The sequence below is a fragment of the Faecalicatena faecalis genome (assembly GCF_012524165.2).
Classification (GTDB): domain Bacteria; phylum Bacillota; class Clostridia; order Lachnospirales; family Lachnospiraceae; genus Faecalicatena_A; species Faecalicatena_A faecalis.
The window spans coordinates 72,998-99,600 of record NZ_JABACJ020000017.1; the positions used below are offsets into that span (position 1 = coordinate 72,998).

At 40.7% G+C, this 26,603-nt stretch carries 27 protein-coding genes and 1 pseudogene; 21 read left to right on the plus strand and 7 right to left on the minus strand.

Annotated features, from left to right (window positions below; translation table 11 throughout):
* Positions 1–169: 169 nt before the first annotated feature.
* From HGO97_RS16225 to HGO97_RS16255, 7 genes are all read right to left on the minus strand, one after another.
* Positions 170–1,039 carry a VirB6/TrbL-like conjugal transfer protein, CD1112 family gene (locus HGO97_RS16225; protein ID WP_002584320.1) on the minus strand — a complete coding sequence of 290 codons (870 nt, stop codon included), beginning with the start codon at positions 1,037–1,039 and terminating at the stop codon, positions 170–172.
* Between the two features lie 19 nt (positions 1,040–1,058).
* Complete coding sequence (locus tag HGO97_RS16230; protein WP_002569168.1) at positions 1,059–1,274, minus strand: Maff2 family mobile element protein; 216 nt, start codon at positions 1,272–1,274, stop codon at positions 1,059–1,061.
* Between the two features lie 407 nt (positions 1,275–1,681).
* Entirely contained in the window at positions 1,682–1,852 is a 171-nt protein-coding gene (locus HGO97_RS16235) for a hypothetical protein (RefSeq protein WP_002569167.1), read from the minus strand.
* Positions 1,839–3,647: a VirD4-like conjugal transfer protein, CD1115 family gene (locus HGO97_RS16240; RefSeq protein WP_016289916.1), complete on the minus strand. Its 1,809-nt coding sequence runs from the start codon at positions 3,645–3,647 to the stop codon at positions 1,839–1,841. Before HGO97_RS16240 ends, HGO97_RS16235 begins: the two co-directional genes overlap by 14 nt.
* Positions 3,644–4,120 (minus strand): PcfB family protein, encoded by a 477-nt coding sequence (locus tag HGO97_RS16245; protein ID WP_002586631.1) that lies wholly within the window; start codon positions 4,118–4,120, stop codon positions 3,644–3,646. The genes HGO97_RS16240 and HGO97_RS16245 overlap by 4 nt, the downstream gene beginning before the upstream one ends.
* A 41-nt stretch (positions 4,121–4,161) precedes the next feature.
* Complete coding sequence (locus HGO97_RS16250; protein WP_002569164.1) at positions 4,162–4,383, minus strand: DUF5348 domain-containing protein; 222 nt, start codon at positions 4,381–4,383, stop codon at positions 4,162–4,164.
* Between the two features lie 31 nt (positions 4,384–4,414).
* Complete coding sequence (locus HGO97_RS16255; RefSeq protein ID WP_055214162.1) at positions 4,415–5,398, minus strand: DUF6017 domain-containing protein; 984 nt, start codon at positions 5,396–5,398, stop codon at positions 4,415–4,417.
* Between the two features lie 300 nt (positions 5,399–5,698).
* Between HGO97_RS16255 and HGO97_RS16260 the strand changes: the two genes are divergently transcribed.
* The 21 genes and pseudogenes from HGO97_RS16260 (at position 5,699) to HGO97_RS16355 (ending at position 26,599) form a co-directional block, all read left to right on the plus strand.
* Positions 5,699–6,301 (plus strand): hypothetical protein, encoded by a 603-nt coding sequence (locus tag HGO97_RS16260; protein WP_216243702.1) that lies wholly within the window; start codon positions 5,699–5,701, stop codon positions 6,299–6,301.
* 15 nt (positions 6,302–6,316) lie between these two features.
* On the plus strand, positions 6,317–8,602 hold the full coding sequence (pglZ, locus tag HGO97_RS16265; RefSeq protein WP_216243704.1) for a BREX-4 system phosphatase PglZ: 2,286 nt from the start codon (positions 6,317–6,319) through the stop codon (positions 8,600–8,602).
* A gap of 12 nt (positions 8,603–8,614) precedes the next feature.
* On the plus strand, positions 8,615–10,051 hold the full coding sequence (gene brxL / locus HGO97_RS16270) for a BREX system Lon protease-like protein BrxL (protein WP_216243706.1): 1,437 nt from the start codon (positions 8,615–8,617) through the stop codon (positions 10,049–10,051).
* Complete coding sequence (locus HGO97_RS16275; protein ID WP_216243708.1) at positions 10,051–10,248, plus strand: hypothetical protein; 198 nt, start codon at positions 10,051–10,053, stop codon at positions 10,246–10,248. The genes brxL and HGO97_RS16275 overlap by 1 nt, the downstream gene beginning before the upstream one ends.
* Positions 10,249–10,257: 9 nt before the next feature.
* Positions 10,258–11,382 carry a cysteine desulfurase family protein gene (locus HGO97_RS16280; protein WP_216243710.1) on the plus strand — a complete coding sequence of 375 codons (1,125 nt, stop codon included), beginning with the start codon at positions 10,258–10,260 and terminating at the stop codon, positions 11,380–11,382.
* A gap of 262 nt (positions 11,383–11,644) precedes the next feature.
* The gene (locus HGO97_RS24610) at positions 11,645–11,827 is read left to right on the plus strand and encodes a hypothetical protein (RefSeq protein ID WP_330654280.1); all 183 of its coding nucleotides are present in this window, start codon (positions 11,645–11,647) and stop codon (positions 11,825–11,827) included.
* A 66-nt stretch (positions 11,828–11,893) separates the two neighbouring features.
* On the plus strand, positions 11,894–12,025 hold the full coding sequence (locus HGO97_RS24615; protein ID WP_456298623.1) for a hypothetical protein: 132 nt from the start codon (positions 11,894–11,896) through the stop codon (positions 12,023–12,025).
* A 171-nt stretch (positions 12,026–12,196) separates the two neighbouring features.
* Positions 12,197–12,406: a hypothetical protein gene (locus tag HGO97_RS24620; protein WP_330654281.1), complete on the plus strand. Its 210-nt coding sequence runs from the start codon at positions 12,197–12,199 to the stop codon at positions 12,404–12,406.
* On the plus strand, positions 12,364–12,501 hold the full coding sequence (locus tag HGO97_RS24550) for a DUF1016 N-terminal domain-containing protein (RefSeq protein ID WP_216243712.1): 138 nt from the start codon (positions 12,364–12,366) through the stop codon (positions 12,499–12,501). Before HGO97_RS24620 ends, HGO97_RS24550 begins: the two co-directional genes overlap by 43 nt.
* 199 nt (positions 12,502–12,700) lie before the next feature.
* Positions 12,701–12,970, plus strand: a complete 270-nt coding sequence (locus HGO97_RS16300; protein WP_216243717.1) for a PDDEXK nuclease domain-containing protein — start codon at positions 12,701–12,703, stop codon at positions 12,968–12,970.
* Positions 12,939–13,274: pseudogene (locus tag HGO97_RS16305) on the plus strand (8-oxoguanine DNA glycosylase); the annotation flags it as partial. The gene HGO97_RS16300 and the pseudogene HGO97_RS16305, both read left to right, overlap by 32 nt.
* 7 nt (positions 13,275–13,281) lie before the next feature.
* The gene (gene crcB, locus HGO97_RS16310; protein ID WP_246597492.1) at positions 13,282–13,662 is read left to right on the plus strand and encodes a fluoride efflux transporter CrcB; all 381 of its coding nucleotides are present in this window, start codon (positions 13,282–13,284) and stop codon (positions 13,660–13,662) included.
* Between the two features lie 81 nt (positions 13,663–13,743).
* Complete coding sequence (locus HGO97_RS16315; RefSeq protein WP_216243719.1) at positions 13,744–15,075, plus strand: hypothetical protein; 1,332 nt, start codon at positions 13,744–13,746, stop codon at positions 15,073–15,075.
* 41 nt (positions 15,076–15,116) lie between these two features.
* Complete coding sequence (locus HGO97_RS16320) at positions 15,117–18,074, plus strand: DEAD/DEAH box helicase (RefSeq protein ID WP_216243721.1); 2,958 nt, start codon at positions 15,117–15,119, stop codon at positions 18,072–18,074.
* A 25-nt stretch (positions 18,075–18,099) separates the two neighbouring features.
* Positions 18,100–18,498: a (deoxy)nucleoside triphosphate pyrophosphohydrolase gene (locus HGO97_RS16325; protein WP_216243723.1), complete on the plus strand. Its 399-nt coding sequence runs from the start codon at positions 18,100–18,102 to the stop codon at positions 18,496–18,498.
* Between the two features lie 59 nt (positions 18,499–18,557).
* Entirely contained in the window at positions 18,558–20,180 is a 1,623-nt protein-coding gene (locus tag HGO97_RS16330; protein ID WP_216243731.1) for an RNA-directed DNA polymerase, read from the plus strand.
* A gap of 381 nt (positions 20,181–20,561) precedes the next feature.
* Entirely contained in the window at positions 20,562–21,545 is a 984-nt protein-coding gene (locus HGO97_RS16335) for a LacI family DNA-binding transcriptional regulator (RefSeq protein WP_168866689.1), read from the plus strand.
* Between the two features lie 461 nt (positions 21,546–22,006).
* The gene (locus HGO97_RS16340) at positions 22,007–23,236 is read left to right on the plus strand and encodes an ABC transporter substrate-binding protein (protein ID WP_216243733.1); all 1,230 of its coding nucleotides are present in this window, start codon (positions 22,007–22,009) and stop codon (positions 23,234–23,236) included.
* Positions 23,237–23,353: 117 nt separating this feature from the next.
* Entirely contained in the window at positions 23,354–24,238 is an 885-nt protein-coding gene (locus HGO97_RS16345) for a carbohydrate ABC transporter permease (protein ID WP_216243735.1), read from the plus strand.
* A 28-nt stretch (positions 24,239–24,266) separates the two neighbouring features.
* Positions 24,267–25,097 (plus strand): carbohydrate ABC transporter permease, encoded by an 831-nt coding sequence (locus HGO97_RS16350; protein ID WP_216243737.1) that lies wholly within the window; start codon positions 24,267–24,269, stop codon positions 25,095–25,097.
* Between the two features lie 17 nt (positions 25,098–25,114).
* Complete coding sequence (locus tag HGO97_RS16355; protein ID WP_216243739.1) at positions 25,115–26,599, plus strand: glycoside hydrolase family 32 protein; 1,485 nt, start codon at positions 25,115–25,117, stop codon at positions 26,597–26,599.
* Positions 26,600–26,603: the final 4 nt, after the last annotated feature.

The following is a 26,603-nucleotide window of genomic DNA, read 5'->3' on the forward strand; positions in this document are numbered from 1 at the left end:
CTCCTTTCTCTGGGTTTGGTGTTGCTGTAATTTTCCATAAGGGTAATCAAGGCAAAGGTCAATCTATGCCCTTTGCCCGCCCGTATTCTATGGGGGTTATCCGCGTCAAGGTCGGGTCGTATTTTCGCCGCTTCGCTCTGAAAATCTCCACCCTGCCCTTGACACGCCGCTAATGCGCGGAGAATATCGACTTCGCCAGTGCGCCGGATTTGAACAGGGAGAAACAGAGGATAACGGTGTAGGCTGCAAGGGAGAATATCGCGCTGTGCAGATTGTCCGCTATTATCATGTTATTCACCAGAACCGCGTAAATGCCGACGCATATCATAATGAGGAAGCCTTGAAAACCGATAGCGAACAGGGATTTTAGGTAGTTGTTTCCTATCTGCCCCCATTCCCGGTTAGTCATAGTTGCAAACGGGATAGGCGATACCGAACAGTAAAGGTAAATTTCTATCATACGCCCGTAGAGGATAACGGTTATCAGTACGGACATGATTTTCATGCACAAGCTCACAAGGCTTGTTTCCATGACAAGTAAGAGCAGTTCGGGGATTTCCATAGCGTCAAGCCCGCTTTGCATGGAAGCAAGGGCGGCGGCAACATCAATCTCTGTGCTGCCGCCGATTACCCCCGCCGCGCCGGAAACAACGTGCTGCGCCATATCGAACACCGCCATAGTGATGTCAAAGGTGTGCGTCACAAGGTAGACTGCCACAAACGCCTTGAACACCCACTTGAAGAACATGGAAGTGTCAACGTCGTGCATATTGTTCTTTTCCGTTACCATGCTGATAAGCTCATAGCATAGGACGTAGGTAATGACAAGCCCCGCAATGGGTACGATTACATTCTCACTAAGCGTCTGTATCATGGAGAATATATTTGCGTTCCACCCTTGCGGGGTCTGCCCTACCTCTGCGGCGATAGTGCCGACTTTCTCGTTTACGTCCCCGAACATAGTTGACAGATTACCGTTTATGGCTCCTATGAGGATTTCCTTTATCCATTCGTTAATCGCGTCAAGTATGCTCTGCATAAGCCTTTACCCGCGCTTCTTAACCGAACAAGCCGGAAAGCAGCGGTACAAGGGTCATGCCGATAAGGGCAACGCCGCCGCCCGCCATAAGCTGCTTCATGCCCTGGCTTTTCGCGCCCGGATTGTCGTTGCCGTAGCCCTCCATGAGGTTAATCACGCCCCAGATACCAAGCCCGGCTCCAAGTGCTACAACAAGGGTCTGCAAAACGTCTACTGCGCTATTGAAAAATGCCATAAATATATCCTTTCTGCCGCGTCTGCGGCTGTCCGGCAAGCGGACAAAAGGCGGTCAGCATATGCCGCCGCATAAAAAAACCGCCCTCTGGTAAAGGCGGCTGTCCCCGCGCTGCGTAAGTTCTGCGGCGCGGCGGTATTCAGTTGTAAGGGGTGCGGCTCCTGCCGCTGTGTACTGCGCCGGAAAGTGGGGGCGCGTATCATGTAGCCGGTATGGATAGATGTGATTGCTTCAATCGCTCCTTTCTGTGTCCCGCTGTGCTGCCGGACGTTTTTTTCAGACTTGCGGGAAGTGAATAGCTTGCGTAGCAAGGTGTTCGCTTCCCGCAAGTTCACAAAGGGGTAGCTGCCGCCAGGCAGCGTAGGGGAAGTGTAGCTTCCCCTGTCCCCCGGCGGTCTGCCATGCTGTCACTGTTGCGGGATAAGCCCCCGGCGCGTGACATACTCCGTTGCAAAACGGCGGTGTTCCGCTTCCTTTTCCCGCCAATACTCCCATAATGCAGCGTCGGCGGCTTCCGCAACATTCATTAAAAACCGTTCAAGCTGCTTTTGTTTTTCCTCTGCGCTACGTTTCCTCATGGTCTGCGTCCTCCTGTAAGTCTGCCGCGTCAATCTCGTAATAGTCAAAAACCTCGTCGGGCTTGACAATGGCGGGGCGGCGTTTAAGGTGCTTTTCCATGTCAAAGGCGTTCTTCGGGTCTGCGTCGGACAGGTACTTGTATTTCGGGTGCTTCGTTATGTCGAATTTATCCGAAAAGAACGGGCGCACCCCGCGTAGCTGCAAGATACATTTCCCTCCGTCCATGACTGCGATTTCATCTTCCGTCATAAGCTGCTTTCCCAATTTCTGATAGTTCAGCCCATGCGAAAGCTCCCGCCCCCTTGTTTCGGAAGTGTTGAAGCTGTCTATCGTTTCCTTGCCTAAAATCTCCGATATTTCTTTGAGCGTCGTTTTTTCCTTGCCGCCCAAGAAAAGCGTGGTGTCGCAGTTGCCGACTATGGTATCGGCGTTGTCCTTGTAGATTGCCTTTAGCTGTGACTGGCTCTGCAAGATGATTGACGCGGAGATTTCCCGGCTCCGTATGGTGGCTATGAGCTTTTCAAACTTCGGTATCTGCCCGATATTCGCAAATTCATCAAGCAAGCACCTTACATGGACGGGAAGCCGCCCGCCGTATTCATCATCTGCTTTGTCGCACAAGAGGTTGAATAGCTGTGTGTAGAGAATACTCACGACAAAGTTAAAGGTGTCGTCGGTGTCGCTGATAATCACGAAAAGGGCGGTCTTTCTGTCGCCTATGGTGTCAAGCTCCATTTCGTCGGTTTCCATAAGCTCCCGCAGCTCCTTAATGTCGAATGGGGCTAACCTCGCGCCGCATGAGATAAGTATGCTTTTTGCGGTCTTGCCCGCCGCCAGTTTGTATTTTTTGTACTGCTTGACTGCAAAATGTTCCGGGTCTTTTTCTTCCAGACGTTCAAACATGAGGTCAACCGGGTTCTGGAAATCCTCGTCGTCCTCGCGGGCTTCCGACGCATTTATCATTTCAAGCAGCGTCGTGAAGTTCTTCTCGTCCTCTGGGGCTTCATACCAGATATAGCCGATTAGTGCGGTGTAGTAGAGCTTTTCCGCTTTCACCCAGAAATCCTCGCCGGATTTTTCCCCGTCGCCTTTGGTGTTGGCGATAATGGTATTGACTAATTTCAAAATGTCCTTTTCGCTCCGCAGATAGGCAAAGGGATTGTATTTCATGGATTTTTTGAAGTTAATCGTATTTAGCACTTTGATACGGTATTTGTACCGCTGTAACATTTTCCCGGTTTCCAAAATCAGTGTTCCTTTCGGGTCAGTGACGATATACGACGTTGGAAAATCCTTTGACGTACATTGCATGAGCGACGGTTTCACAAAGAACCGGGTCTTGCCGCTGCCGGAACCGCCGATTACAAGGATATTTTTGTTTCTTGCGTATTTCGGCTGCTTCGGGCGGCTGTTCATGGTGAGCCGTTCCGTCTGTGTTAAGGGAATATTGTTCTCAAATACCGGGTCGGTGTACGGCTTTATGTCGTCAGCCCCGCCCCAACGCGCCGAACCGTATTCTGTCCCGCGGCGGTATTTCTTCGCGTTCTTGCCTTTGGTGTAGATAATCAGCCGGACAATGACCGCCCCCGCAATGCCTAAAGCTAAGTCTGCCGGGTGGAAGCTCGGCGCGATACTGGAAAAGGCGGCGGTAAAACCGTCCCCAAGATGTAGCAGCTTTGCGCTTGCGTCCGCGCCGGGGGAGAGCCGGACAGCCGCGCCCACTTTATCAAAGAGCCAGACAAAGAGCAGATACGGGAGATTTAGGATAAGCAGCTTCTTGATTTCCGGCTTCATAGCGATACCTCCCTGTCCTTGTTCTTGACCTTTGCCCGTTCCGCGTTTCTGCCCTGTGCAGCTTCTTTGAGGGTAGAGAGCAGCTTTCGGATTGAGGGCTTTTTCTCCTGTGTCAGCTTTTTTGCGGAAAATTCCTTAAAGGCTGCGGTCAGTACGTCCGCGTCCCGCCCCTTGAAGAAAACCAGATAGCGGGGCGGGCTTTCCGTCGCGTCCTTTTTCAGCGCAAAGTCGATACCGTACTTTTTCGCCGTACTCTCAAAGGCTTTGATATTGCCCTCGGTAATCTCAATGTTGGAAACGCCCGCGTTCTGCTTCATAAGCTGCTTTAAGCTCTGCTTGCCCTGTGGCGGTTTGGAAAGCTGCTTTTTTCCCTTTGACAGTATGGCTTTCATTGCCTTTTGGAGCGTCTGGGCGGTCAGCTTCCCGGTCTTGATGTAAAGGGCTATGGTCTTTTCGTTTACTTCGTCCTGCAATTTGTCGCGTCCTCCTTTCGCGTTTCTTTATGGGGCGGCGGTCAGATACGCACCCGCAGCCCGTTCAAGTCCTCGGCTCTGATACCCACAAGATACCAGTTGTCGCCGTACTCAATCCGGGTCGGCTTCCACTTGCCCCGCACGAATACGTCAAAGCACTCGCCGCAATGCAAGCCCCCGTAGTAGCTGTTTAAGTCAAAGCGGATGTCGTAACGGTCGGTGCGCTCGTCAAATACCAATGCTCCTGTCATTTTCTGTGCCATAATAAAATCCTCCTTTTGTGGTTGTGGGTGGTTACAGGCTTTCGCCCTCGTTGCATGAATAATAGTCCGGGTCGCCGTACTGCGGCTTTTTCGGTGACAGTGCGCCGCTTGCCATGTCATGGGCGACAAGGGAAGTGTAATAATTGCCGATAGTGGACGGGGCGTTGAAAAGGGCTGCTTTCAGATATTGCTTGATGTTGCGGATTTTCGTTGTGTTCTCCCGCATACAGTCAAGCACAAAGCGGATATGCTCGCCGTCCAGTTTCATAAACTTAGATTTCACAAGCTCTGCTGGGTAGTCGTCCCCCGCAATCCGTACCCGCTTTCTGGCGGTGCATACGGTTTCAAGCATGAGGTCTACAATCTCGTCAAGCCTGTCACTGTCAAACTTCATGTCCTGTTTGAGAATGTGGTAGTCGATATTGTCCTTGATGATTTCCCGGTATATATCAACTGCGCTCTGTGCTGTCGCTTCCGTTCCTTTCCGTTCCGGCGGCGTAGCCGCTTCTCTGCAAGGAGAGGGGTTAGGGGAAAGGATAGGAATGGAATGGGTACTTTGTTCATCAGTAATTATTTTTTCTTTTTTTGGTAAGTCAGTTCTTTGTATATCTTTATTTAATTGCGTTGGATTTTCCAACGTAGGTTTTTCCAATGTAGGTTTTTCCTGTGTTGGATTATCCAATGTTGGATTTTCCAATGTAGGTAAATCCGGCGTAGGCGGCTGCGGCTGCTCGAATATCACATAGTCCGCGCCCCGCAAGCGTCCTTTCTCGTCGCGCTCCCTTGAACGGACGATATACCCGGCGCGTTCAAGCTCCTTAATGGCTTCGCGGATAGCGTCTATCTTCTCCCGGTTGATAAGGGATAAGCCTTTCAAGGTGTAGTCCCAATCTTCGGGGAGTGACAGCATTTGCGACAACAGCCCCTTTGCCTTTAGGGAAAGCTCCTTGTTGCGTAGGTGGTGGTTGCTCATTACGGTATAGCCCTTGTTTCGTTCCACTCTGAAAACTGCCATAGTTCATAGCTCCTTTGCTTTGGATTTGTTACGCAGTAGAAGCGCGGTTTCGGGGGATAAGGTATAAATCCCTTTCCGCGCCAGATACGCGCCCGGAAAACCGCTTGTAGCAAGGCTTTTTCTGCCCCTACTGCGTAACAAAGGGCATGAAAAAAGCGGCGTTCCTGTTCTCCCATGTAGAGAGTAAGAAACGCCGCTTCTGCGTCGTATTCAGTTTTTAGTACAATACCCTGCTTGTCCGTCGCTCGAAAAACCTTGATTTTCCAGTGTTTTCAAAAGTATCGTTATCTAACGTCAGCTTTGTTAGAGCCTGATAAGTACACGGGTAAGGTTCAAAAGGCAGTTACAGCATATAAGAATGCACAGAAATATACTCAGTTAAGAAAAAAATGGAAAGACTTAACTGGAACCGATTCACCGTATGCATGGTCTAACAAATATTATATGCCAATTCTTGCTATGGTTCCTGAAGATGAAGTGGTTATTGCAAGAAAGGTATTTGGATTTATCAATTCTAAAACGAAGGATGAAAGATCTATTGCAACTGCTGAAGATTATATAAACAAAATGTCTTATGTGGATAATTTAAATAGTAAATATGAAAGAGATAAGGCATTTAAAGAAACATTTTTAAGAGATTCCTCTGTATTGTTTGATGATGTAGAACCGGTAAAGAATTATCTTCACAGTCATGTTTCTGATTCGCCGTATCACTGGCTTGGGAGTAAAGAGGTTACTAATAGAATTAGAACTTTGTCTAAGGCTAAATACGTTGAATCTGGCTATGGTAAAGCAAAGAAAGTAATTGACGATATGCCGGCTGAACAGGTAAAGGAATATCTGAAGAAGCTGATTGAGGACAACCTTATTGTTGGCTTGGAAATTATAAAGGAACACAAGTAATTCGGAGGACATTGTATGAATCTGGATGATGCTAAAAAAAGAATACAGAATTATTTGAACTCAACAAAAAAATGGGCATTGATTGTAGATGTTCAAACAAAAACAGATTTGTCTGAGATAGTTGACTTCTTTAAGATTGGAGAAAATAAGTTCCCGTCAATGGAAGAACTTTGCAGTCAAGATGGTATTATAAAATTGGATGAATTGTATGATATTGTATCAAACAACAGTGGCAACACATTCATTTCTGGAATAACCGGCTTTTTAATGCTTTTGGGAGAAGAAACCATAAGAAAGACTCTTAAAAATATGATTACAAGTAATATTTCAGGTCATGTTGTAATTATTACTTATCAATGCAAGAAATTTTTAAATTTTTCAGACCCTAGAATTAAGGAAAGCGGTAGACTAGTTGTTGTTGATGGAAATGCAGATAGTGTATGTGATGTTTGTTTTATAGCGCCAACGCTTGCTGGTATCTTTCCGGGTTCTTATCAAGGGATTCAAAAGATAGGATATATTGTTGAAAATTGTAGATATGACAGTGCATATATTGCTACGAAGGTTGATAGGAGTTTCTTCTCAGAGACGCTTTATCATATTACACAGTTAAACAATGGATATGATATTCTTTGTGATAAAGATTCGAGGACAAGCATTGTGCCGCGATATTTGGGAAGTGCAGAACAGTGGAATTATGTGCTCCAACGTATGGGAAAATGTGGGAATTGGAGTTCTGTTATTGCAGAAAATTTTGGCTCTGAAAGTAACCTTACCCATGCAATAATAGGATATGAACTTTTTGATAAGCAAAAGAAATGGTTGTATTTTGTGGCACTTTCTATCTGTGGTATTAAGGATAACGAATACTTGCAGCTTGCTGCAAATAGAGCTTCAAATTCAGATGAGTTAATTAAATCTATTTTTCGTACGATTCTTACTTTGGATTGGCAAAACGAGAAATTCAAAGATTTATATATGCAAAGAAAAGAACTTATTAGAATGTTAGAGAATTCTCTTTCGATGACTATTGACTTTTGCAAGGTTGTGTCAGTTAAAGAGGAAAATGCAATTTTTTATTTGACTGATTTAACACAACCTGAAAAGGAAAAAATTATTGCTTGGCTTGATACATATGGTTCAAACTATACACGGGAAGAATTGATTTCTATTTTAAATAATGTTTATCCAGATTTGGCAAGCTATCTTTCAAAGTTCCATTTCAAAAACGAACTTTTGGATAGTTATTTTGAAACATACAAGTATCAAAAGGTTGTTAATCGTATTCTCCCATCGTTTGAAGTTGTTGTTAATGAACAGTCAACAAAAATGGAGTTTGTAACATTGTTAAAACCACGTACATCGTATATTGATAAATTGGATATGCAAAATTCACGGGCATTTTTCATTGATGCTCTAGGTGTAGAGTATCTTGGATTCATTCAGCAAAAGTGCAATGAATATAATCTTTCGGTAAATATTATATGTGCTAGATGCGAGTTACCTTCATTGACGGAGTATAACAAAGAGTTTGTTGAAACGCTTACCTTGGCGGGCTGTCCTATTTCTGATGTTAAAGATTTGGACGAAATCAAGCATCATGGAGAAAATAGTTTCGATTACGAAAAAGAGAAAACGCCTATTTACCTGATCAAAGAATTGGAAGTAATTGATGATTTGCTGAAGCAAATTCAGGCGAGCGTGTTTGGTGGTCAATATAGCAAGGCGATTATCATTTCAGACCATGGTGCTAGCCGACTTGCCGTACTTCATGGAACAGAGAATGTGTGGAGCATGGCAACAAAAGGTGAGCATTCCGGAAGATGTTGCAGAATTAGTGAAATTGACAGTAAACCTGATTTTGCAATAGAGGAATCTGGCTTTTGGGTTCTAGCTAATTATGACCGCTTTAAAGGAAGTAGGCGTGCTAATGTCGAGGTGCATGGCGGGGCATCTATAGAAGAAGTTGCAGTACCAATTATAGAAATAACACAGAAATCGACTAATATTGAAGCTTTTATAGTTGATACATCGAAGGTGTTAACTTTAGGTGCAAAAGAGCATGCGGTAATTAAACTATATGTTGGGATTAAAAACAATAATATTGCTATTAAGCTTGATGGCAATTATTACGATGCAGAAGCGACTGTTGATTCTTATGTGTATAGTGTGGATTTGAAAGAATATACCAAAAAAGGTAAGTTTACTTTTGATATTGTCAACGGAAGTGAGGTCCTTGCGGTTGAACAGCAGTTTGAAATTAAGAAAAAAGGCATGACTGAAGTAAGTCTGTTTGATTAAGGAGTGAAATGAATGAGCGAAAAACTTAGAGACTATTTTGATGAAATGGTTGTATATAAAGACTTAAGGAATAATAATTTCTTCTCCGCTTTAGGACTTCCAGCGTTTTTAAGAGATTATCTTTTAAAGACGTTTAGTGATGATTTTGGCAATTTCGATATAGATGAAGTATCGGATTTTGTCAAGAAATTCATTCCTAAAAAAGAAGAATGGATGAGTATAAAAAACAAAATCATTTATGAAAATGAGAATGTCCAAATCCTAACGAAAATATCGGTTGATATCAATATTAAGACAGGAGAAATTTCATTTGCAATTCCGGATTTTGGAGTAACAGAAAAAGAAACCTTGATAGAACCAGCTATTTGGGAGGTCTATAAAGATGATTTAATTAATGCGGGTGAAACTTGGGGAATTATCAAACTTGGCTATCGCCCGCCGGATGATATTGTGAAACCTAGGATTCCGGGTAAGATAAAATTGACTGGGTTTAAGAATTTTTGCCCATATACAGTAGAAGTAGATTACTATAAGGAAATGAGAACTCATTTTACAATAAATGAGTGGATAGATATACTACTTGGTGCAATTGACTATAATGCAGAGGGATATGAGACAGAACTACAGAAACTTTCTATGCTTACGAGATTGTTGCCTTTTGTAGAAAAGAGGGTTAATCTCATCGAACTAGCACCGAAAGGAACAGGAAAAAGTTATGTGTTTGGGCATATTAGTAAAAATGGCTTGCTGACAGATGGAGGTAAAGTTACTCGTTCAAAGATGTTTTATGATGCCAACAGAAGAAGACCAGGATACATATGCGGATCCGATTATGTGGCAATAGATGAAGTTAAACTCGTAAATTTTGGCAATGAGAACGAAATGCGTTCAATACTTCAAGGATATCTTGAGTATGGAACATTTAACTCGAATGGATATAATGGGGAATCTGATGCAGGCGTGGTTTTTCTTGGAAACATAAAAGAAGAAAATATGAATGAATACGAATACATGTTAGGAGAGTTGCCAACATTGTTCCAGGAAACGGCTCTTCTTGACCGTATTCATGGATTCGTAAAAGGATGGGACATTCCAAGAATGAACGATAGCCTGAAAATAACTGGCTGGGCACTTAATTCAGAATATTTCTGCTCTATTTTGCATGAACTGAGAAATGATATGAGTTATCGTGCCATTGTAGAGCAAATTGTTGAAGTACCTGAGCATGCAGATACTAGAGATACAGAAGCAATTAAGAGATTGGCTACAGCATATTTAAAACTTTTATTTCCGAATGTCAGAAATGAACTTGATATTGACAAAATAGAGTTTCGTGATTACTGCTTGTTGCCAGCTATGAAAATGCGCCGTATTATTAAAATTCAACAAGGAATGATTGATAGCGAATATAAGGGAAAGGATGTTCCGTTTTTAACGGTAAAAGAATAATGGAAAAAGAATGCATTGCCTGTGGTAAGACACCTTTAGATAACGATACTGTGGGTATTAACAAAAAACTTCTTGGAAAAGGAATCAAAAATTTTTACTGTATGGATTGTTTGGCGGATTTTTTAGGATGTACGGTTGAGGATTTGTTGGACAAAATAGAAGAATTTAAATATGAAGGATGTACTCTTTTTAAATAGGGAAGAACTATGAAGCAACATATATATGCCGATAATGCGGCAACAACAAAATTAGATAATGATGCATTAACAGCCATGCTTCCGTGGCTTCAAGATGAATATGGCAATGCCTCACAACCATATGCATTTGCGCGTAAACCGAAAAAAGCCTTAGCACATGCCAGGAATATAATTGCTACATGTATAGGTGCAGAACCCGATGAAATTTATTTTACATCAGGTGGTACTGAAAGCGATAATTGGGCTATCAAAGGATTGGTTGAACCAAACGATAAACAGGTTACAATCACATCCGAAATTGAGCACCATGCAATCCTTAATACCTGTAATACATTGAAAGATTTTGGCTATCAGGTAGCCTATATACCTGTTAACAATCAAGGAATTGTATCTTCTAAAGCGTTATCAGATATTATTACAGAGAATACCAAGCTGGTATCTGTAATGATGGTTAATAACGAAATTGGAACAATAGAGCCAATTAAAGAATTGGCGGCTATTACGCATGCTCATGGAGCACTGTTTCATACAGATGCAGTTCAGGCAGTTGGACATATTCCAATTGATGTAAATGATTTTGGAGTGGATATGCTTTCGGCTTCAGCTCACAAGTTTAATGGCCCAAAGGGAATAGGTTTTCTATATATAAAAAAGGGCATCCAAATACATTCTTTTGCTGATGGAGGTGCACAGGAATTTCGTATGCGTGCAGGAACAGAAAATATTGCATCGATAGTAGGAATGGCAGTAGCATTGCAAAAAAACTGTGATGAAATGGCTGAGACTCAAAAAAAACTACGAGTGCTAGAACAGAAATTTTTTGAGATTTTTAAAGAATCTAAAATTGGTTTTATAAGAAATGGTTCCGAAAATCATGTTCCTGGGAATATCAATATATCTATTCGTAACGCAAATGGTGAGATGTTGCTTCATCGATTAGATTTGATGGGAATTAGTATTTCTACTGGTTCAGCGTGCGATTCAGTGAATACGAAAATTTCACATGTCATTAAGGCGATTGGTGTGCCGCCTGAATATGCTGAAGGAACTATTCGTATTTCGTTTGGTAAAGAAAATACAGTAGAAGATTCCGCTGCTGTAGCAAAAGCTCTTGTGAAAATTCTCGAGGGATAGGTAAGGATGATTTTTTGAGAAAATAGTATGCATAGTTCGGAAAGGAAGGCTATGGAAACTAAGCCAAGAATGTTATATTTACAAAAGATTTTATTGGAAAGAACCGATGAAGAAAATACTCTTTCGACAACACAGTTAATCAATATATAGAGTGATGAATACGGAATATCTGCACATAGAACGACGGTTACGAAAGATATTGCAGCACTTCAGGAGTTTGGAATGGATATTGTGACAATCCATTCCATTAAGAGTAAATACTTTGATTGAAAAGATACATACGATGACCAGCCCGAGGCAGGTGGTAAAGTTGAAGCGTAATAACTATGTTGTCAATCGAATTAAGCCGGATAACGAGCAGATATATTACATCATAGTTGCTATAAACAATGCCATCAATGAGGGTAAACAGATTTCCTTTCAGTATTATGATTATACCGGTTAAAGAAAAAGGGCGAGGTATATAAATTCAGTCCGTACAAACATTTGGAATGGGGATAATTATTATGTTATCGGATATTCAGAGAAGAAAAGTAAGGTTATCAATTTCAGAGTAGACCGTATTGATTCAAAACCAGAGATATTTGATAAAGATTTACTTCCTATACCTGATGATTTTGATATAGAGAATTACACAAAATAAGTATTCTTTATGTTCCCAGGCGAGAAAGTCCTTGTGGATTTGCGGTGTGATAACAGCCTAATGAAAACAGTGGTTGACCGGTTTGGTGAAGATGTAACAACTCTTGCGTATGATATGACTTCTTTCAAGGTGCAGACCGAAGTGTCAGCAAGTCCGGCCTTTTTCGGGTAGGTGTTTGGTTTTAATGGTAAGGTACAGATACTTGCACCGGAAAGCGTGAAAGAGCAGTACAGACAGATGATTGAAAAAGCGAATGAAGAAAAGATGCATATCAGGCGGTCAATACAACTCTTGTTTAGCGAAATTGGTTACTTGGTTATCGAATTGCTAGTGAAGAATTGCATTGCGAGGACAGAACAAAGTACGGAGCTGAGGGTATAAAAAAACTGGCAAAAGAACTGTCAGTAGAGTATGGGAAGGGGGATACGAAGTCCAATCTATATGCTTTTTATTCTTTCTATAATACCTTTCTTTAGATTTTCCACTCACCAAGTGGAAAATCTAATACTTTGCTTTCTTGGATACATTACAGGTTAAAAACCAAAAAGCCTGTGTTTGGTACAAAAAGGAGGCTGCCAAACAGACTTGGAGTGTTGGTACTTTGCAGAGAAAAATTTCTTCGCAGTATTATTACCGTATGCTTCAGACACAGAAAAAGGGCTTATAGAAAGTAAAATGAAAGAAGTGACAGCACTGTGTAAAAATGATAAGTTGGAATTTATTAAAAATCCGGTTATCGCGGAGTTTTTAGGATTTTCACAGGATACAGATTTTATAGAAAGTGACCTTGAGAAAAGTATTCTTTCAAATTTACAGAAGTTTTTGGTGGAACTTGGGAAAGACTATATTTTTGTGGCAAGGCATCAGCATATTCATACTGAAAAGCAGGACTATTATATTGATTATTCAGATATTGATGGAATGCAACCTGGGGTATCGGAGTAAATACGTAGTCAGGACCGCCCGCAGTGTTGTGAGTGGGGAGTTTTCCCTGGAAGAAGTTAAGAAAATGCCTTATAAAAAGGCAAAAGAGGAACTTTTGAAGCTGTTTGGCGTGGGGGTGAAGGTAGCAGATTGTATCTACCTGTTTGCATTGCACCAGTTAGAGGCATTTCCGGTGGATACGCATATTAATCAGGCTCTGGAAAAGCATTATCCGAAGGGATTTCCGAAACGGAGATATAAGGGGTGCGAAGGTGTGATGCAGCAGTATATTTTCTATTATGAATTATTTGGGAAAGAAAAGTAGAAGAGGCATGGAGGTTCAGATGACAGGATTTATCTTTGTAGGTTTGGGAGGAGCCGTGGGAGCAATGCTGAGATATGCGATCAGTCTGCTTCCCTATAGAGGGGGCTTTCCGTTCCTGACCCTGGTGACAAATTTATGTGGAGCAGTATTGATTGGCTATATTGCAGGAACGGCGGCACAGAGACAGGTGCCGCCTAATTTGGTTTTATTTCTGAAAACAGGCGTGTGCGGAGGATTCACGACTTTTTCTACATTTTCGCTGGAGGCTTATACTTTGATGGAGCAGGGACGCTATGGACAGGCCGGGGCATATGCTGTGTTGAGCGTGGTGCTCTGCCTGGCTGGTGTTTGGTGCGGGATGGCGTTGGCACGAGGGATGGGGAGATAGAGAGGTCTGATAGAAATCAGTATTTCGAAAATTTAGCCAATTAAAAGATTGCATGAGTAGAGATAAGAGGATAAAGTTAAGATGGCATTGATATATATAGGAGACTTATTCCCCATTCTTTTGACGACGGTGTTATTTTCGGCGTTAGCCACGGCACATAGAGTATTAGTGCCCAACAAGTATAGTGCTTTTTTACAGTTTAAACAAGAAGAGGATACAAAGAAAACTGCGCAAAGTACTGCTATAAGAATTGTTTACCTTATAGTAGGGATAATTTTTCTGAATTGTATATTGAAGTTTACTGGAATACAGATTGCTATTGGAATTTTTTTATCTTGTTTTCTGAATATATGGCCTGCAATTATACAACATCAGCTGCTAAGGCTGAGAAAATCAGGAGTAAAATGGCTGTTATTGATTGGCTACGTGTGTTTTGTGGTTTTTTCAGTATTAGTGGGAGGGATAACGATAGGATTACTTATTCCCATACTCAGAGGGGAACGACAACTATTCTGGTTGGATAACCAAGCACTTTCTATTGTGATAACACTGCTTACAGTTGCGATACCAATTCCATTAGAAACGGTTATTGCAAAATTTTCATGTATGGTAATTGTGCAAGATATAGATACTTTTTTGGAAGAAGTATACATATTGGAAAAACAGCTAAATATGAAATGCCCTGAAATCCAAAATAATAAATATGTAATCGATAACGTGGCAAAAGAGTGTGATATTAATGTAATTCTACTCAAAACAATATTACAGTTGGAGATTTTTTATCGGGGAAGGGCTTATTACCGTATCATTGAAAGAGTATTATGTAAATGTTTTAAGCGTAGCGCTATTAAAAGAGATATTTCAATAGGAATTGCACAGATGAAGATATCTACAGTTCAAAAGGTTATGAGAAAGAATCCATATGATTTTATACGAGATATTACGAATGACGAGATGAATATAAAGGTCTGCGGTAAATATTTGAGACAATTAATTGATGAGTATCAGTATAAATTGGAAAAAGAGTATTATTCTATTGAGGGAAAATATTCAGATGTGTTTGACTATATTGCCTGTCAATATTCAGGTGGGATACCAGAGACAAAGGAACGCACAATACTTATTTATAGTGCCATTTTAAGAAGCATGTGTTCTAATTCCCCATTAGTATATGCAGGATCAAGAGAGCGAGAGGAGTATTCTATTTTACTATATAGTCCGTATGACGAGACCTTATCGTATCAGAACTTTCAAAACTTGGTGGAAGAAATAGAAAATTTAGGAATTATAAGGAAGCAGGTTTTAGTAGGCCAGAAGGAAATGAAGATAGAATTGTTTTGTAGAGATTCTTATAATCTTAGTATAGTACAAAATGTAGCGAATAGATATAACTTACAGATGAAGATCGAATAGGGGTGCAATATAAAGAATCACTATTACAAAGGGGAAAAAGTATGGGACATATTCATGAATTACAGAATGGTTTAGAAATGGCATTTGTGGATCAGAGTATTAATTCTAATCTGGCATATCGACCTGAGTTTATTTCGAATGATTGTAAGAAGGGAAAACGTGTAATATCATCCATTGAGCAGGAACTCATGAATTGCGAAGAGTTCTTTATTAGTGTTGCTTTCATCACACTAGGCGGGATTACACCTTTATTACAGACGTTAAAGGAGCTGGAGAAAAGGGGAATTAGAGGAAAGATACTCACAACAGATTATCTAGCGTTTAATGATCCAGCAGCCTTAGATAAATTACATACCCTGGATAATATTGAATTGAAAATGTTTCGTACCAATAAGGATAAAGATGGTTTCCATACAAAGGGATATATTTTTAGGAAAGAAGAGATTTATCGAATTATCGTGGGCAGTGCCAATATGACAGCGGGTGCTTTGAAGGTAAACCGAGAGTGGAATACAAAGCTTGTAGGATATGAATCCGGTGAAGTCGTTGGTGATATTCTTCGAGAATTCAATGATTTATGGTATGATTCGCATAGTTTGGAGTATAGAGACTTTATTGAAGAATACAGAGTTAGATATGAATTGGTTAAAAAGCAGAAAAGGGTGGCAAAAGAATCCCTGCCTGTCTCTATTGAGCAATATAAACTACAGCCCAATACTATGCAGATTGCGGTAGTAAAGAACATAAAAGATCTGATTGCTAGGAATGAGAAGAAAGCATTGTTAATTTCAGCTACAGGAACAGGAAAAACCTATGCATCAGCATTTGCACTTAGAGAAATGAATCCGGGAGAGCAGATCGCAAAACAAGCTCTTGCCAGTTATCAGCGAGTATTTGGCAGCAGACGATCTGATGGTACTGCGTATAAGTATGCTCTTCTTTCAGGGAATAGCTCAGGGGATTTACAGAGGATTAAGGAGGCTGACCTGATCTTTGCAACTATGCAGACGATGAGCAAAGAAAATGTGTTAAATTCCTTTCCACAGACTGCTTTTTCTGCAATCTGTCTGGATGAGGCACATCATTCAGGAGCAGAAAGTTATAGAAGGATCATGAATTATTTCAGACCTGGTTTTTGGCTCGGTATGACTGCTAGTCCCGAAACGAACCGGTTTGATGTTTATGAAATTTTTGATCATAATATTGCTTATGAAATTCGTCTCCAACAAGCATTGGAGGAAGATCTACTCTGTCCATTTCATTACTTTGGAATTACAGATCTAAGTATAGATGGTGAAGTGATAGGAGATGATGACTGTGCAGATGGGCTGCGCAATTTTAACCGACTGGTTAGTGATGACAGAGTGGATTATGTGATTGAACAGGCAGAGTATTATGGTTATAGTGGGGAACGCGTGAAAGGTTTGATCTTTTGCAGCCGTAAGGAAGAAGCAAAGACGTTGTCGCAGAAATTTAATGAGCGAGGACTGCGGACAGAGGCTTTGACTGGCGATGATAATGAGGCGAGGAGAGAGGCAGTTATTGAGAGGCTGGTCATGGATGTTCCCAAGGAAAAGCTGGAAAATTCAGATTATCTGGATTATATATTTACGGTTGATATATTCTCAGAGGGTGTAGATATTCCAGAAGTGAACCAGGTCATTATGCTGCGTCCAACGCAATCGGCTATAGTTTTTGTGCAGCAATTGGGCCGAGGATTAAGAAAGGCGGAAAATAAGGAGTTTGTTGTTATTTTAGATTTTATTGGAAACTATAAAAATAACTTTTTAATTCCGATTGCACTTTCTGGTGATCGTAGTTATAACAAGGATAATATCCGACGATATGTTATGGAAGGTGATCGGGTGATTCCGGGTATATCTACGATTCATTTTGACGAAATCAGTCGGAAGCGGATTTTTACGGCAATCGATGCGGCAAACTTTAGCGATATTAAGCTGATTCGCGAAAATTATACAAATTTGAAGTATAAATTAGGCAGGATTCCTCGACTGAGGGATTTTGATGAATATGGAGAGATGGATGTCTGTAGAATTTTTGATAATGGCAGTTTGGGATCGTATTATAAATTTCTTGTAAAATATGAGAAGGAATATCGGATTCGTTTGTCAGAAAAAGAGGAGAAGGTCGTAGAGTTTATTTCTAAGAAGTTCGCAGCGGGTAAAAGGATACATGAACTAGAAATGTTACGGCGTCTTATGTCATATCAGCATAGTGTTCTAGGCAAATTAGGGCAAACTTTGAAGGAGGACTATGGAATCTCTATAAATGAAAGTACATGTAAAAATCTTGTAAATGTTATGACTAACGAATTCCCCTCTGGTGCTGGAAAGAAAACATATGCATCCTGTGTGTTTATAGAGGAGGAAGGGGGAGAATATGGTATTTCTCGGGGATTTGGGGAGATGCTCAAGAATCCCGATTTTTACGAAATTGTAAAAGAACTGGTTGACTTTGGAATTTACAGATATAAGACAAATTTTAATCTGCGATATCAGGATACAGATTTTGTATTGTATCAAAAATATACTTATGAAGATGCGTGTCGTCTCTTAAACTGGGAGAATAACGAAGTTCCACTTAATATTGGTGGATATAAGTACGATAAAAAGACGAAGACGTTTCCAGTGTTTATAAACTATGATAAATCTGAGGACATCAGTGATACTACGAAGTACGAGGATCATTTTGTGAATCCTGGTATTCTAATTGCAATATCAAAATCAGGTAGATCTTTGGAATCCGACGATGTACAAAATTTTCTCCATTCAAAAGAACGGGGAATTGATGTTCATCTATTTGTGCGGAAAAATAAAGACGACAAGATTTCGAAAGAATTTTATTATCTTGGATGGATGTATGCATCTGGAAAAGCAGAAGAATTTTGTATGGCGAATACAACGAAAACGGCTGTGGAAATAGAGTGGTTATTGGATACGCCAGTAAGAGAAGATATATATCAGTATATTATTGAATAACGTGTGTTAGGGAAAGGAACAGAGCGTGAAAACTGTAAAAGTAGTAGCGGCAATTATACGTAGCGGGAATAAAATTTTTGCGACCCAGCGAGGCTATGGAGAGTTTAAAGATGGCTGGGAATTTCCGGGAGGAAAGATAGAAGAGGGAGAGACACCCGAGGAGGCACTGATCCGTGAGATTCGAGAAGAACTCGATACGGTGATTTCGGTAGGAGAAGAAATTGCATGCATTGAATATGATTATCCCACGTTTCACTTATCAATGAAATGCTTTTGGGCAGAGGTGGTTTCCGGAGATTTGATTTTAAAGGAACATGAAGCGGAAAAATGGCTTACTAAGGAAGAACTGGATGATGTAGCATGGCTGCCGGCGGATTTGGAACTGATTGAGAGGATAAAAAGGGTGCTGGGTGCGACTAGGTAAAAATTAGTGGAAAGTAATGAATTGAAGATATAATTAATTTAGTATTGTGAGGGGAACTCATGGTAAAAAAGGATACAGTTAAAAAATATTGTCGAATGGCTATTAGAAATATATTATATGAAGGAACAACGGATGTTGATTTATTTAATAGACCTTTTGAGATAGATATGCTTACCAATGATAAGTTTGCAACTGAAATCTGCAGTAAAGTTGTAAATGCTATTATGACTGGAAAATTATCAGAACTAAAATTGCATAAATTGGGACATGTATTAATTCCAAAGAAGAGTTTATCTGATTATCGTAAATGTGCGCTGGCAGAGATCTATGATGAAATAGTGTATTTAACATTAGTGTTACTTATTGCTGGTCATGTGGAAACATTACGTATTAATAAAAGTGTGCATAGAGTATTTTCTTACAGATTTATGCCACAGGAGAGTGGCAAACTCTTTGATTCAGCTTATAATTATACAGCTTTTCGTGAAGAAGTCTTACGTAAAAGTTTATTAGATAAAAATAAAGTGATGGTGGAATGTGATTTTTCAAATTTTTATGATCGTTTAAATATACACAGAGTAGAATCCATATTATTGTCGTCAGATGGTATAGACAAAGAGATTATAAGTTTAATTAATCAGGTCTTGTTATTTTGGGCGAATAGAGATTCATATGGGTTGCCAGTAGGATCCAATGCATCAAGGATACTAGCAGAAGCTTCGTTAATTGAGGTAGATAATTATTTGATTTCCAAAAAAATTGATTTTTGTCGATTTGTCGATGACTATAGAATTTTTGCTAAAGATGCATATACTGCTCATAGCCATTTAGCAATATTGGTTCATTGTTTAAGTAGAGAAGGTATTTGTTTAAATACGCAAAAGACAAGAATAAAAGATATTGCCGATAAGCACAAAAATAAAATAACTGAAAAAAATATTGACGAGAATAGCACTCATATAAACAAGGATTTGACATCGATCAATAAGAAATCAGAAAATTTTGAAAAAGAAGCAGGAAAAATTATTAGAGGCTATTCTGGATTGATTCCTACTAAGTTTAGAGAACTTTCAGAAAAGCAAAAAGAAAAATTATGTGTAAATGATGCTAACATATTAATGACGAAAGCTAAAAATAGTTTACTGATAGAACCAGAGGAAATTACAGAATTAGTAAAAACCTTAGTAGCGCAAGAAAAATATGAGAAATTAGCCGAGCTACCTATAGTCTTGAAAAAATTTCCACAGTTTATTCCTTATTATGTGGATGTAATGATTAAAACAGGGGAAAACATAGTCAAAAGAGATAGAGAATGCATTCAAAAGGAATTTAAAAAATGGTTTAATGATGATACGCCAGAATATATACAAGTGTATTTAGTAAGACTATTTGCTTCAAAAGCATTTGATAATAAAGAGATACTATTTAACCTTTTTCGAGGGCTAAAAAGGAACTCTGGAGATTATATAGGAAGGGCCTTATTAGAAGCATTAAGTGGAAAACTTAGCAGGGGAGAGTTACTGGAGATAAGAGAATATTTTTACCGGGCAGATAATTGGGAACGTCGACAAATTGTTAAATTAATTGATGAAGGGTTTTCGGAAGGGGAGAAAAGACCATTCTATAAGGATATTGCAATATATACAGATGATCTATGGCTAAAGTATATGTTTAAAAAGTAATTTTTATTATTCATATAAGTGATAGTAAAAATCAAAAGGTTTTTAAAAACAATATTATTGACTGAATATAGAATGGGTAAGTATCTTAAGGATTATGTAAAAATAGTACTTACGCGTATAAAGATTTCTTTATATAGGGAGACTAATTGGTTAATGCAGAATATTTAGTATTTGACACGGTAATATACAATAGAAATTATTAAGATATAATATTATCCACACAAACTTAGATTCTCGCACTTCTCCGAATTTCCATTTGACTTTTCCAATAAAACAATATAAGGTTATTCTATGGAACCCGGCTCCCCGCCATATCCCATATGGCTGTGCCTCGTTTCTATATCCACAATCATCAATCATTGTTTTAAGGAGGGAAGTTAAGTGGCAAGTATCAAGGATGTAGCCCAAAGGGCCTGTGTCGGTGTAGGGACCGTATCCAGGATGCTCAATGACAGCGGCTACGTGGCAGAAGAGACCCGGAAGAAGATTGAGGTCGCAATGAAGGAGCTGAACTATACTCCCAATGAACTGGCCAGGAATCTTTATCATAAACGTACTGGGATTATTGCAGTGCTTGTTCCGAATGTATCCAACCCATTTTTTTCTGAATTCGTAGATCATGCAGAAGCCGAATTGTATGAGGCTGGATTTAAGATGATGCTTTGTAATACAGTAAAGGAAAGAAATGCAGAGCTGGAGTATCTGGATATGCTGAACCGTCATATCGTAGACGGTGTGATTACTGGAGTGCATTCATTGGATGCAAAAGAGTATCGGAAAATGCATAAGCCGATTGTTGCCCTGGACCGTTTTTTGGGAGAGCATATACCAGTAGTGGCAGTCAATCACAAGGAAGGTGGACGTCTGGCGGCAGAGACTCTGATTCATAATGGATGTAAAAAAATTCTGCATTTTCGAGGTTCCACAGCAATTGAGTCCCCGTATTTAGAGAGACATTCTGAGTTCGAGCGAATCATGGAAGAGCATCAGATCGAGACATATTCCTATGAGTTGGAATGGAACCGCTTTGATTCTGGATATTATAGGGAAGCAGTAGAAGATGTATTTTCGAAGGGAATTGATTTTGATGGTGTGTTCGCAGTAGATCAGTTGGCTATTGAATGTATGAATGAGACGATTCGAAGACACAGGAAGGTTCCCAGAGATGTGAAATTTGTTGCTTATGACGGAACATTTATCACTGAAATGGTGGAACCTAAGATGACGGCCGTTGTACAGCCGATCGAGGGTCTTGCAAAAGAATCCGTACGCCTGCTGAGTGATCTGATCAATGGGAAGGAATACAAAAATAAGCAGGTCCTGCTGGGAGTGCAGCTTAGAAAAGGGAATACAACAATTGTGTGATTTGGAAATGTGTTGTGAAAGTTTGCTAAATTTGAAGATACAAAATTTAACACATTGTATAAAATAAATAAAAGGTATTGACATATAGGATGGAATGAGTATAATGAAAAATGTAAAGAGAAATCTTATTTTTTTGCTCATATGTGGAACCCATTCCATAAAGCGGAATATGTGATTTACCTTTTATTTTTTGAAAGATATGGAACGCGTTCCATATAATGTAAACTAGGAATATGATGAACCATTTTACGGAACATAGCCTGACAGCAAGACCGGGATAAATTTCGTTAGTGGTCATTATATAGATTCCGTATAAAAGGCTTGGCTGGAGCCTGCAAGCGATTGTCTGAATAATCACCGGTGGAGACATAGCAAAGCGTGCAAGAGCCAGAACAAAGAATACGGGACAGGTGAACTATTTATGATGAACTATTTATGAATTGGTTAAAAGGAGGAGAAGGATGAAGAAGAGAATTCTCAGTATCATGCTTGCAGTGGCAATGATAGGGACAATGGTTGTAGGATGCGGTTCAAAAGAGGATAAGAAAGCGTCCAAGGGGGACGGCAACAGCATTACGGTATTGGTTGAAAGCGGTTCACCGGCAGAGGCGCTGGCAAAAGAGACCGCAGAGGCATTCGAGAAAGAGACCGGATGCAAGGTAGTAATTGATGCAGTTGCTTATACCGGAATGTACGATAAGTTGTCCACAGAGATTAAGGCAAAACAGGCGGCCCATGATGTGGCATGTATGGACGTTGTCTGGCTGGCAGCATTTGCAGATGCGATTGAGGCAGTAAATGATGCAGATACCAGCGATTTTCTTCCTACCCTGCAGGAGAGTGGAACAATCGATGGAAATCTTCTCGGATATCCGATGTGGGTAAATGCAAAAATCCTGATTTATAGAAAAGACTTAATTCCAGAGGAAAAGGTTCCAAAGACATGGGAAGAGTATCAGGCCCTTGCAAAAGAATTGAAAACAGATGATATGTATGGAACGACCGTGTTCGGCAGCGGTTCAGATGCAGTATGCTCCTTCCTGGATTTTGCATGTCAGGCCGGCGCAGAAGGCCTTGTGTTTGATGAAGAAGGCAATGTAAATATTACCGATAAAGCATATGTCGATGCCCTGAACTTCATGGTTGAGAATGCGAACGCTGATTATACTCCAGCAGATTCTCTTTCTACAGCAGCGACAGAGTCTCAGGAGCTGTTCACAAACGAAAAGGTTGCTATGCAGTTGAACTGGAGTCATCAGTATCCGGCAGCAGTAGAAGCACTTGGCGCGGATAAAGTTGGATGCGCACCGATGATCGCTGGCAGTGCAGGTATTGGAGCAACGACTGGTCCATGGTATGAATGTGTTATGAAGAATTCCGAAAATAAAGAAATGGCGAAAAAGTATGTAGAGTTTATGTATGCTCACAATGAAGACTATATGAACCTTACTTTAAAAATCGCAGGAAGAACTTCTGTTTATGAGGAGGCCGGAAAAGAGGCTGGTAATGAACATACAACAGCAGTTCTGGATACTTTGAGTGCATCACAGTCACAGGCAAGACCTATGGTAACGACCTGGTCTCAGATTGAAGAGGTCCTGACAGGGGTTGTGGAATCCTGTTTAGGCGGAGCAGATGTCAATGAGACATTAGAATCAGCAAAGACTGAAATTGAGGCAATTGGGAAGTAATTTACAAGTAGTCAAGAGAGCAAGTTGAAACAGAGGAAATAATCATCAGAGGGGATTACAGAAGGTTTTATAGAACATCTGGAATCCCCCTCTGTTTAAAAAAGGTGGTTAGCAGGAATGAGATTAATTTCAAGAAAGACCTTACTATTATTCTTTCTGCCAGGCGCAGTATTTATGGGTGCATTTCTAATATATCCGATTATTACAATGGTATTTGACAGTTTCTATGAAATTGGGATTACTGGTGATAAGACATTTATCGGTTTAGAAAACTATATCCATGCATTTACAGCCGGCGGGTTTTTAAAACAATTAAAGAATACATTGATTTATATCGTAGTAGCCGTAGGAATTGAGACGGTGATGGGTTTACTATTTGCATTGTTTTTTGAATTAGATTATAAAGGCAGCAAAATCATACGTTCATTTATGATGGCTCCTCTTATGATAGCACCGCTGGTTGCGGGACTTACCTGGAAATTAATGATGAGCTCTAGCTTCGGAATCGTCAATGAACTTCTGACAAGAGTTGGCATCTTATCTAGCAGCGCAGATATTCTCTGGCTCGCGGACGAAAAATGGTCTTTGTTGGCATGCTGTATCGCGGATATCTGGCTTACGACACCCTTTATGATGCTGATGATATTGGCTGGGCTGCAGGGTCTGGATTCCAGTATGATAGAAGCTGCTAAGATAGATGGTGCTAATATGCTGCAACAGGTGTTTACGATTAAGCTTCCGGTCATCAAACCAGTTTTGCTGACTGCGCTTTCTGTAAGAATCATTGATGCTGCCAGAACCTTTGATATCATCTGGGCAATGACAGAAGGCGGCCCGAATAGTTCTTCCGAGACGATCAGTATCATTATCTACAAGACTCTAGCACGATATAATAACATTGGCTATGCAAGTGCGATGGCGGTTGTATTTATTGCCGTATTAGTCATATTTACGCTGGTATTCATGCAGAGCCTGTGGAACCCGAAGAAAAAGAGCAGTTAGGCAGTTGGCTTGATAGGAGGCGAAGAAAGTGAAGAAAAAAGGCGAAATCGGAAAAAAGCTGGGGATCATTTTATCAGTGATTCTCACCGTATTCTGGCTTTTCCCATACATATATGTAATTTGTTGCTCGTTTAAACCGGGATCAGAAGTCATTGCAGTCCCGCCAAGCTTTTTCCCAAAAGTATTCTCTGTAGAAAATTTTTCGGACTTACTTGGAAGAATGGATGCCCTGAAGTTTTTGATGAACAGCTTGACCGTTTCACTGGTAAGCACCGTCATTGCATTGATTTTGGGCTCTCTTGCAGCGTATGCAATACAGCGTTCAGGTGCAAAATTATCGATTGTATTAGTTGTTTTAGTTCTGTGCCTGAAAATGATTCCTACATCCAGTATTGTGGTCCCGATCTATGAACTGATCTGTAATCTGGGGCTATATGATACAAAGATCGCTCTGATTATCGTATATGCGGCAATCAATATGCCATTCGTCATGTGGACGATGTTGAGTTTTTATGAGGGAATTCCGACGACATTGGATGAAGCCGCTTTTGTGGACGGAGCAAGTAGTTTACAGACATTTCGGAAGGTGATCTTGCCGATCTGTAAGCCGGGACTGGCAACGGCATTCATATTTACCTTGTTCCTTGCATGGAATGATTTCCTTGTAGCATTATTGCTGACAAGCACGAATGCAAAGACATTTACAGTCGGTTTGGCAGGCTTTTTATCAGCATACAATCTGGATCTGGGACCAATGTGTGCAGGAGCGTTTTTATTTAGTTTCCCAGTAATGATTATTTCTCTTGCAGCTCAGAAATATATTGTGCAGGGTATGACTGCCGGAGCTGTGAAAGGTTAGCAGTATGGAGGAGTCTTATGTCCAGAGAATTAATGCAACAGAATATTGAAAAGGCTCAGCGTGAGATAGAACGTAGAAAAAAAACGGTAGAGGATGGGAAAATGCGTCAGCACTATCATTTTATGCCGCAGACAGGATGGATGAATGATCCCAATGGTCTGATCTACTACAAAGGAAAATATCATCTTTTCTTCCAGTATAATCCATATCATGGTTTCTGGGATGCGATGCATTGGGGACATGCGGTCAGCGAGGACATGCTTCATTGGGAATATATGCCGCTTGCTCTTGCTCCGAGTGAAGCATATGATTATCATCAGAAGGGCGGATGTTTTTCAGGAAGCGCGATTGAACATGATGGCAGACTGTTTTTGATGTATACGGGAACGACCAACGAAGGAAATGGTTACGAGCAGACGCAGTGCATTGCATACAGTGAAGATGGAATACATTTTGAAAAGTACGAAGGAAATCCGGTAATTACTGCACCGGAGGGAATTCTGGGCTCTCAGTTCCGTGACCCTAAGGTATGGAAGCATGAAGATACGTTTTACATGGTATGCGGAGCAAGCCGCGACGGGAAAGCACAGGCATTGCTTTACAGGTCGGATGACATGTTCCATTGGAATTTCTTCAATGTGCTGGCTGAGAGCCGGGGAGAATGGGGACATATGTGGGAGTGCCCTGATTTTTACCCGTTGGGGGATAAATATGTCCTGACCTTTTCACCGATGGGGGCGGGGGAACATACCTCCATGTATCTGGTAGGTGATTTTGACTATGAAACAGGTAAGTTCAATTATCATGTGACTGGCGAGATGGACTGGGGATTCGATTACTATGCACCACAGTCCTTCCTGACCCCGGATGGAAGAAGAATTGTCATTGCCTGGGCCAACGAATGGGAATGGATGCCGTTGTTCAAAGACTGGGGGCCGACCTATAAGGAAGGCTGGTGCGGCTTCTTCAATCTTCCAAGAGAAGTGCGCATGACGGAGGACAGCACATTACAGTTTCTGCCGATTGTGGAAACAGAAAGCCTGCGGAAGGATTCTGAAATTCTGGATTATTTTGTCGTTACCGAAGAGGAAAAAGATCTGAAGGCCGGAGATGGTGTGGCGTTTGAATTGAAGATGAAGGTCGATCTTGAAAAAACGGATGCGGATAGGTTAGAATTGACCTTACGCTGTGGTGACGGGAAGAAAACGGTCTGTCTGTTTGATTTTAGAAATGCGGAGATGAGCGTGGACCGAAACGAAGCGGATGGTTGGAGCAGAGGAATCTCAAGAAGTACGATGTTCCTGAAAGGGAAGAAGGAACTGGATATTCATATCTTTTCAGACCAAAGCTCACTGGAGATATTTACAGACAGATATCAAAATAATCATTCCAGCAATATATTTGCAGGAGATGCACAAAATCAGCTTAAAATCTGTGCATACGGCGGTAGTGTAGTGATTAAAGACTATGAGGCCTATGGAATGCAGGAGTGTATTAGATAGGGCA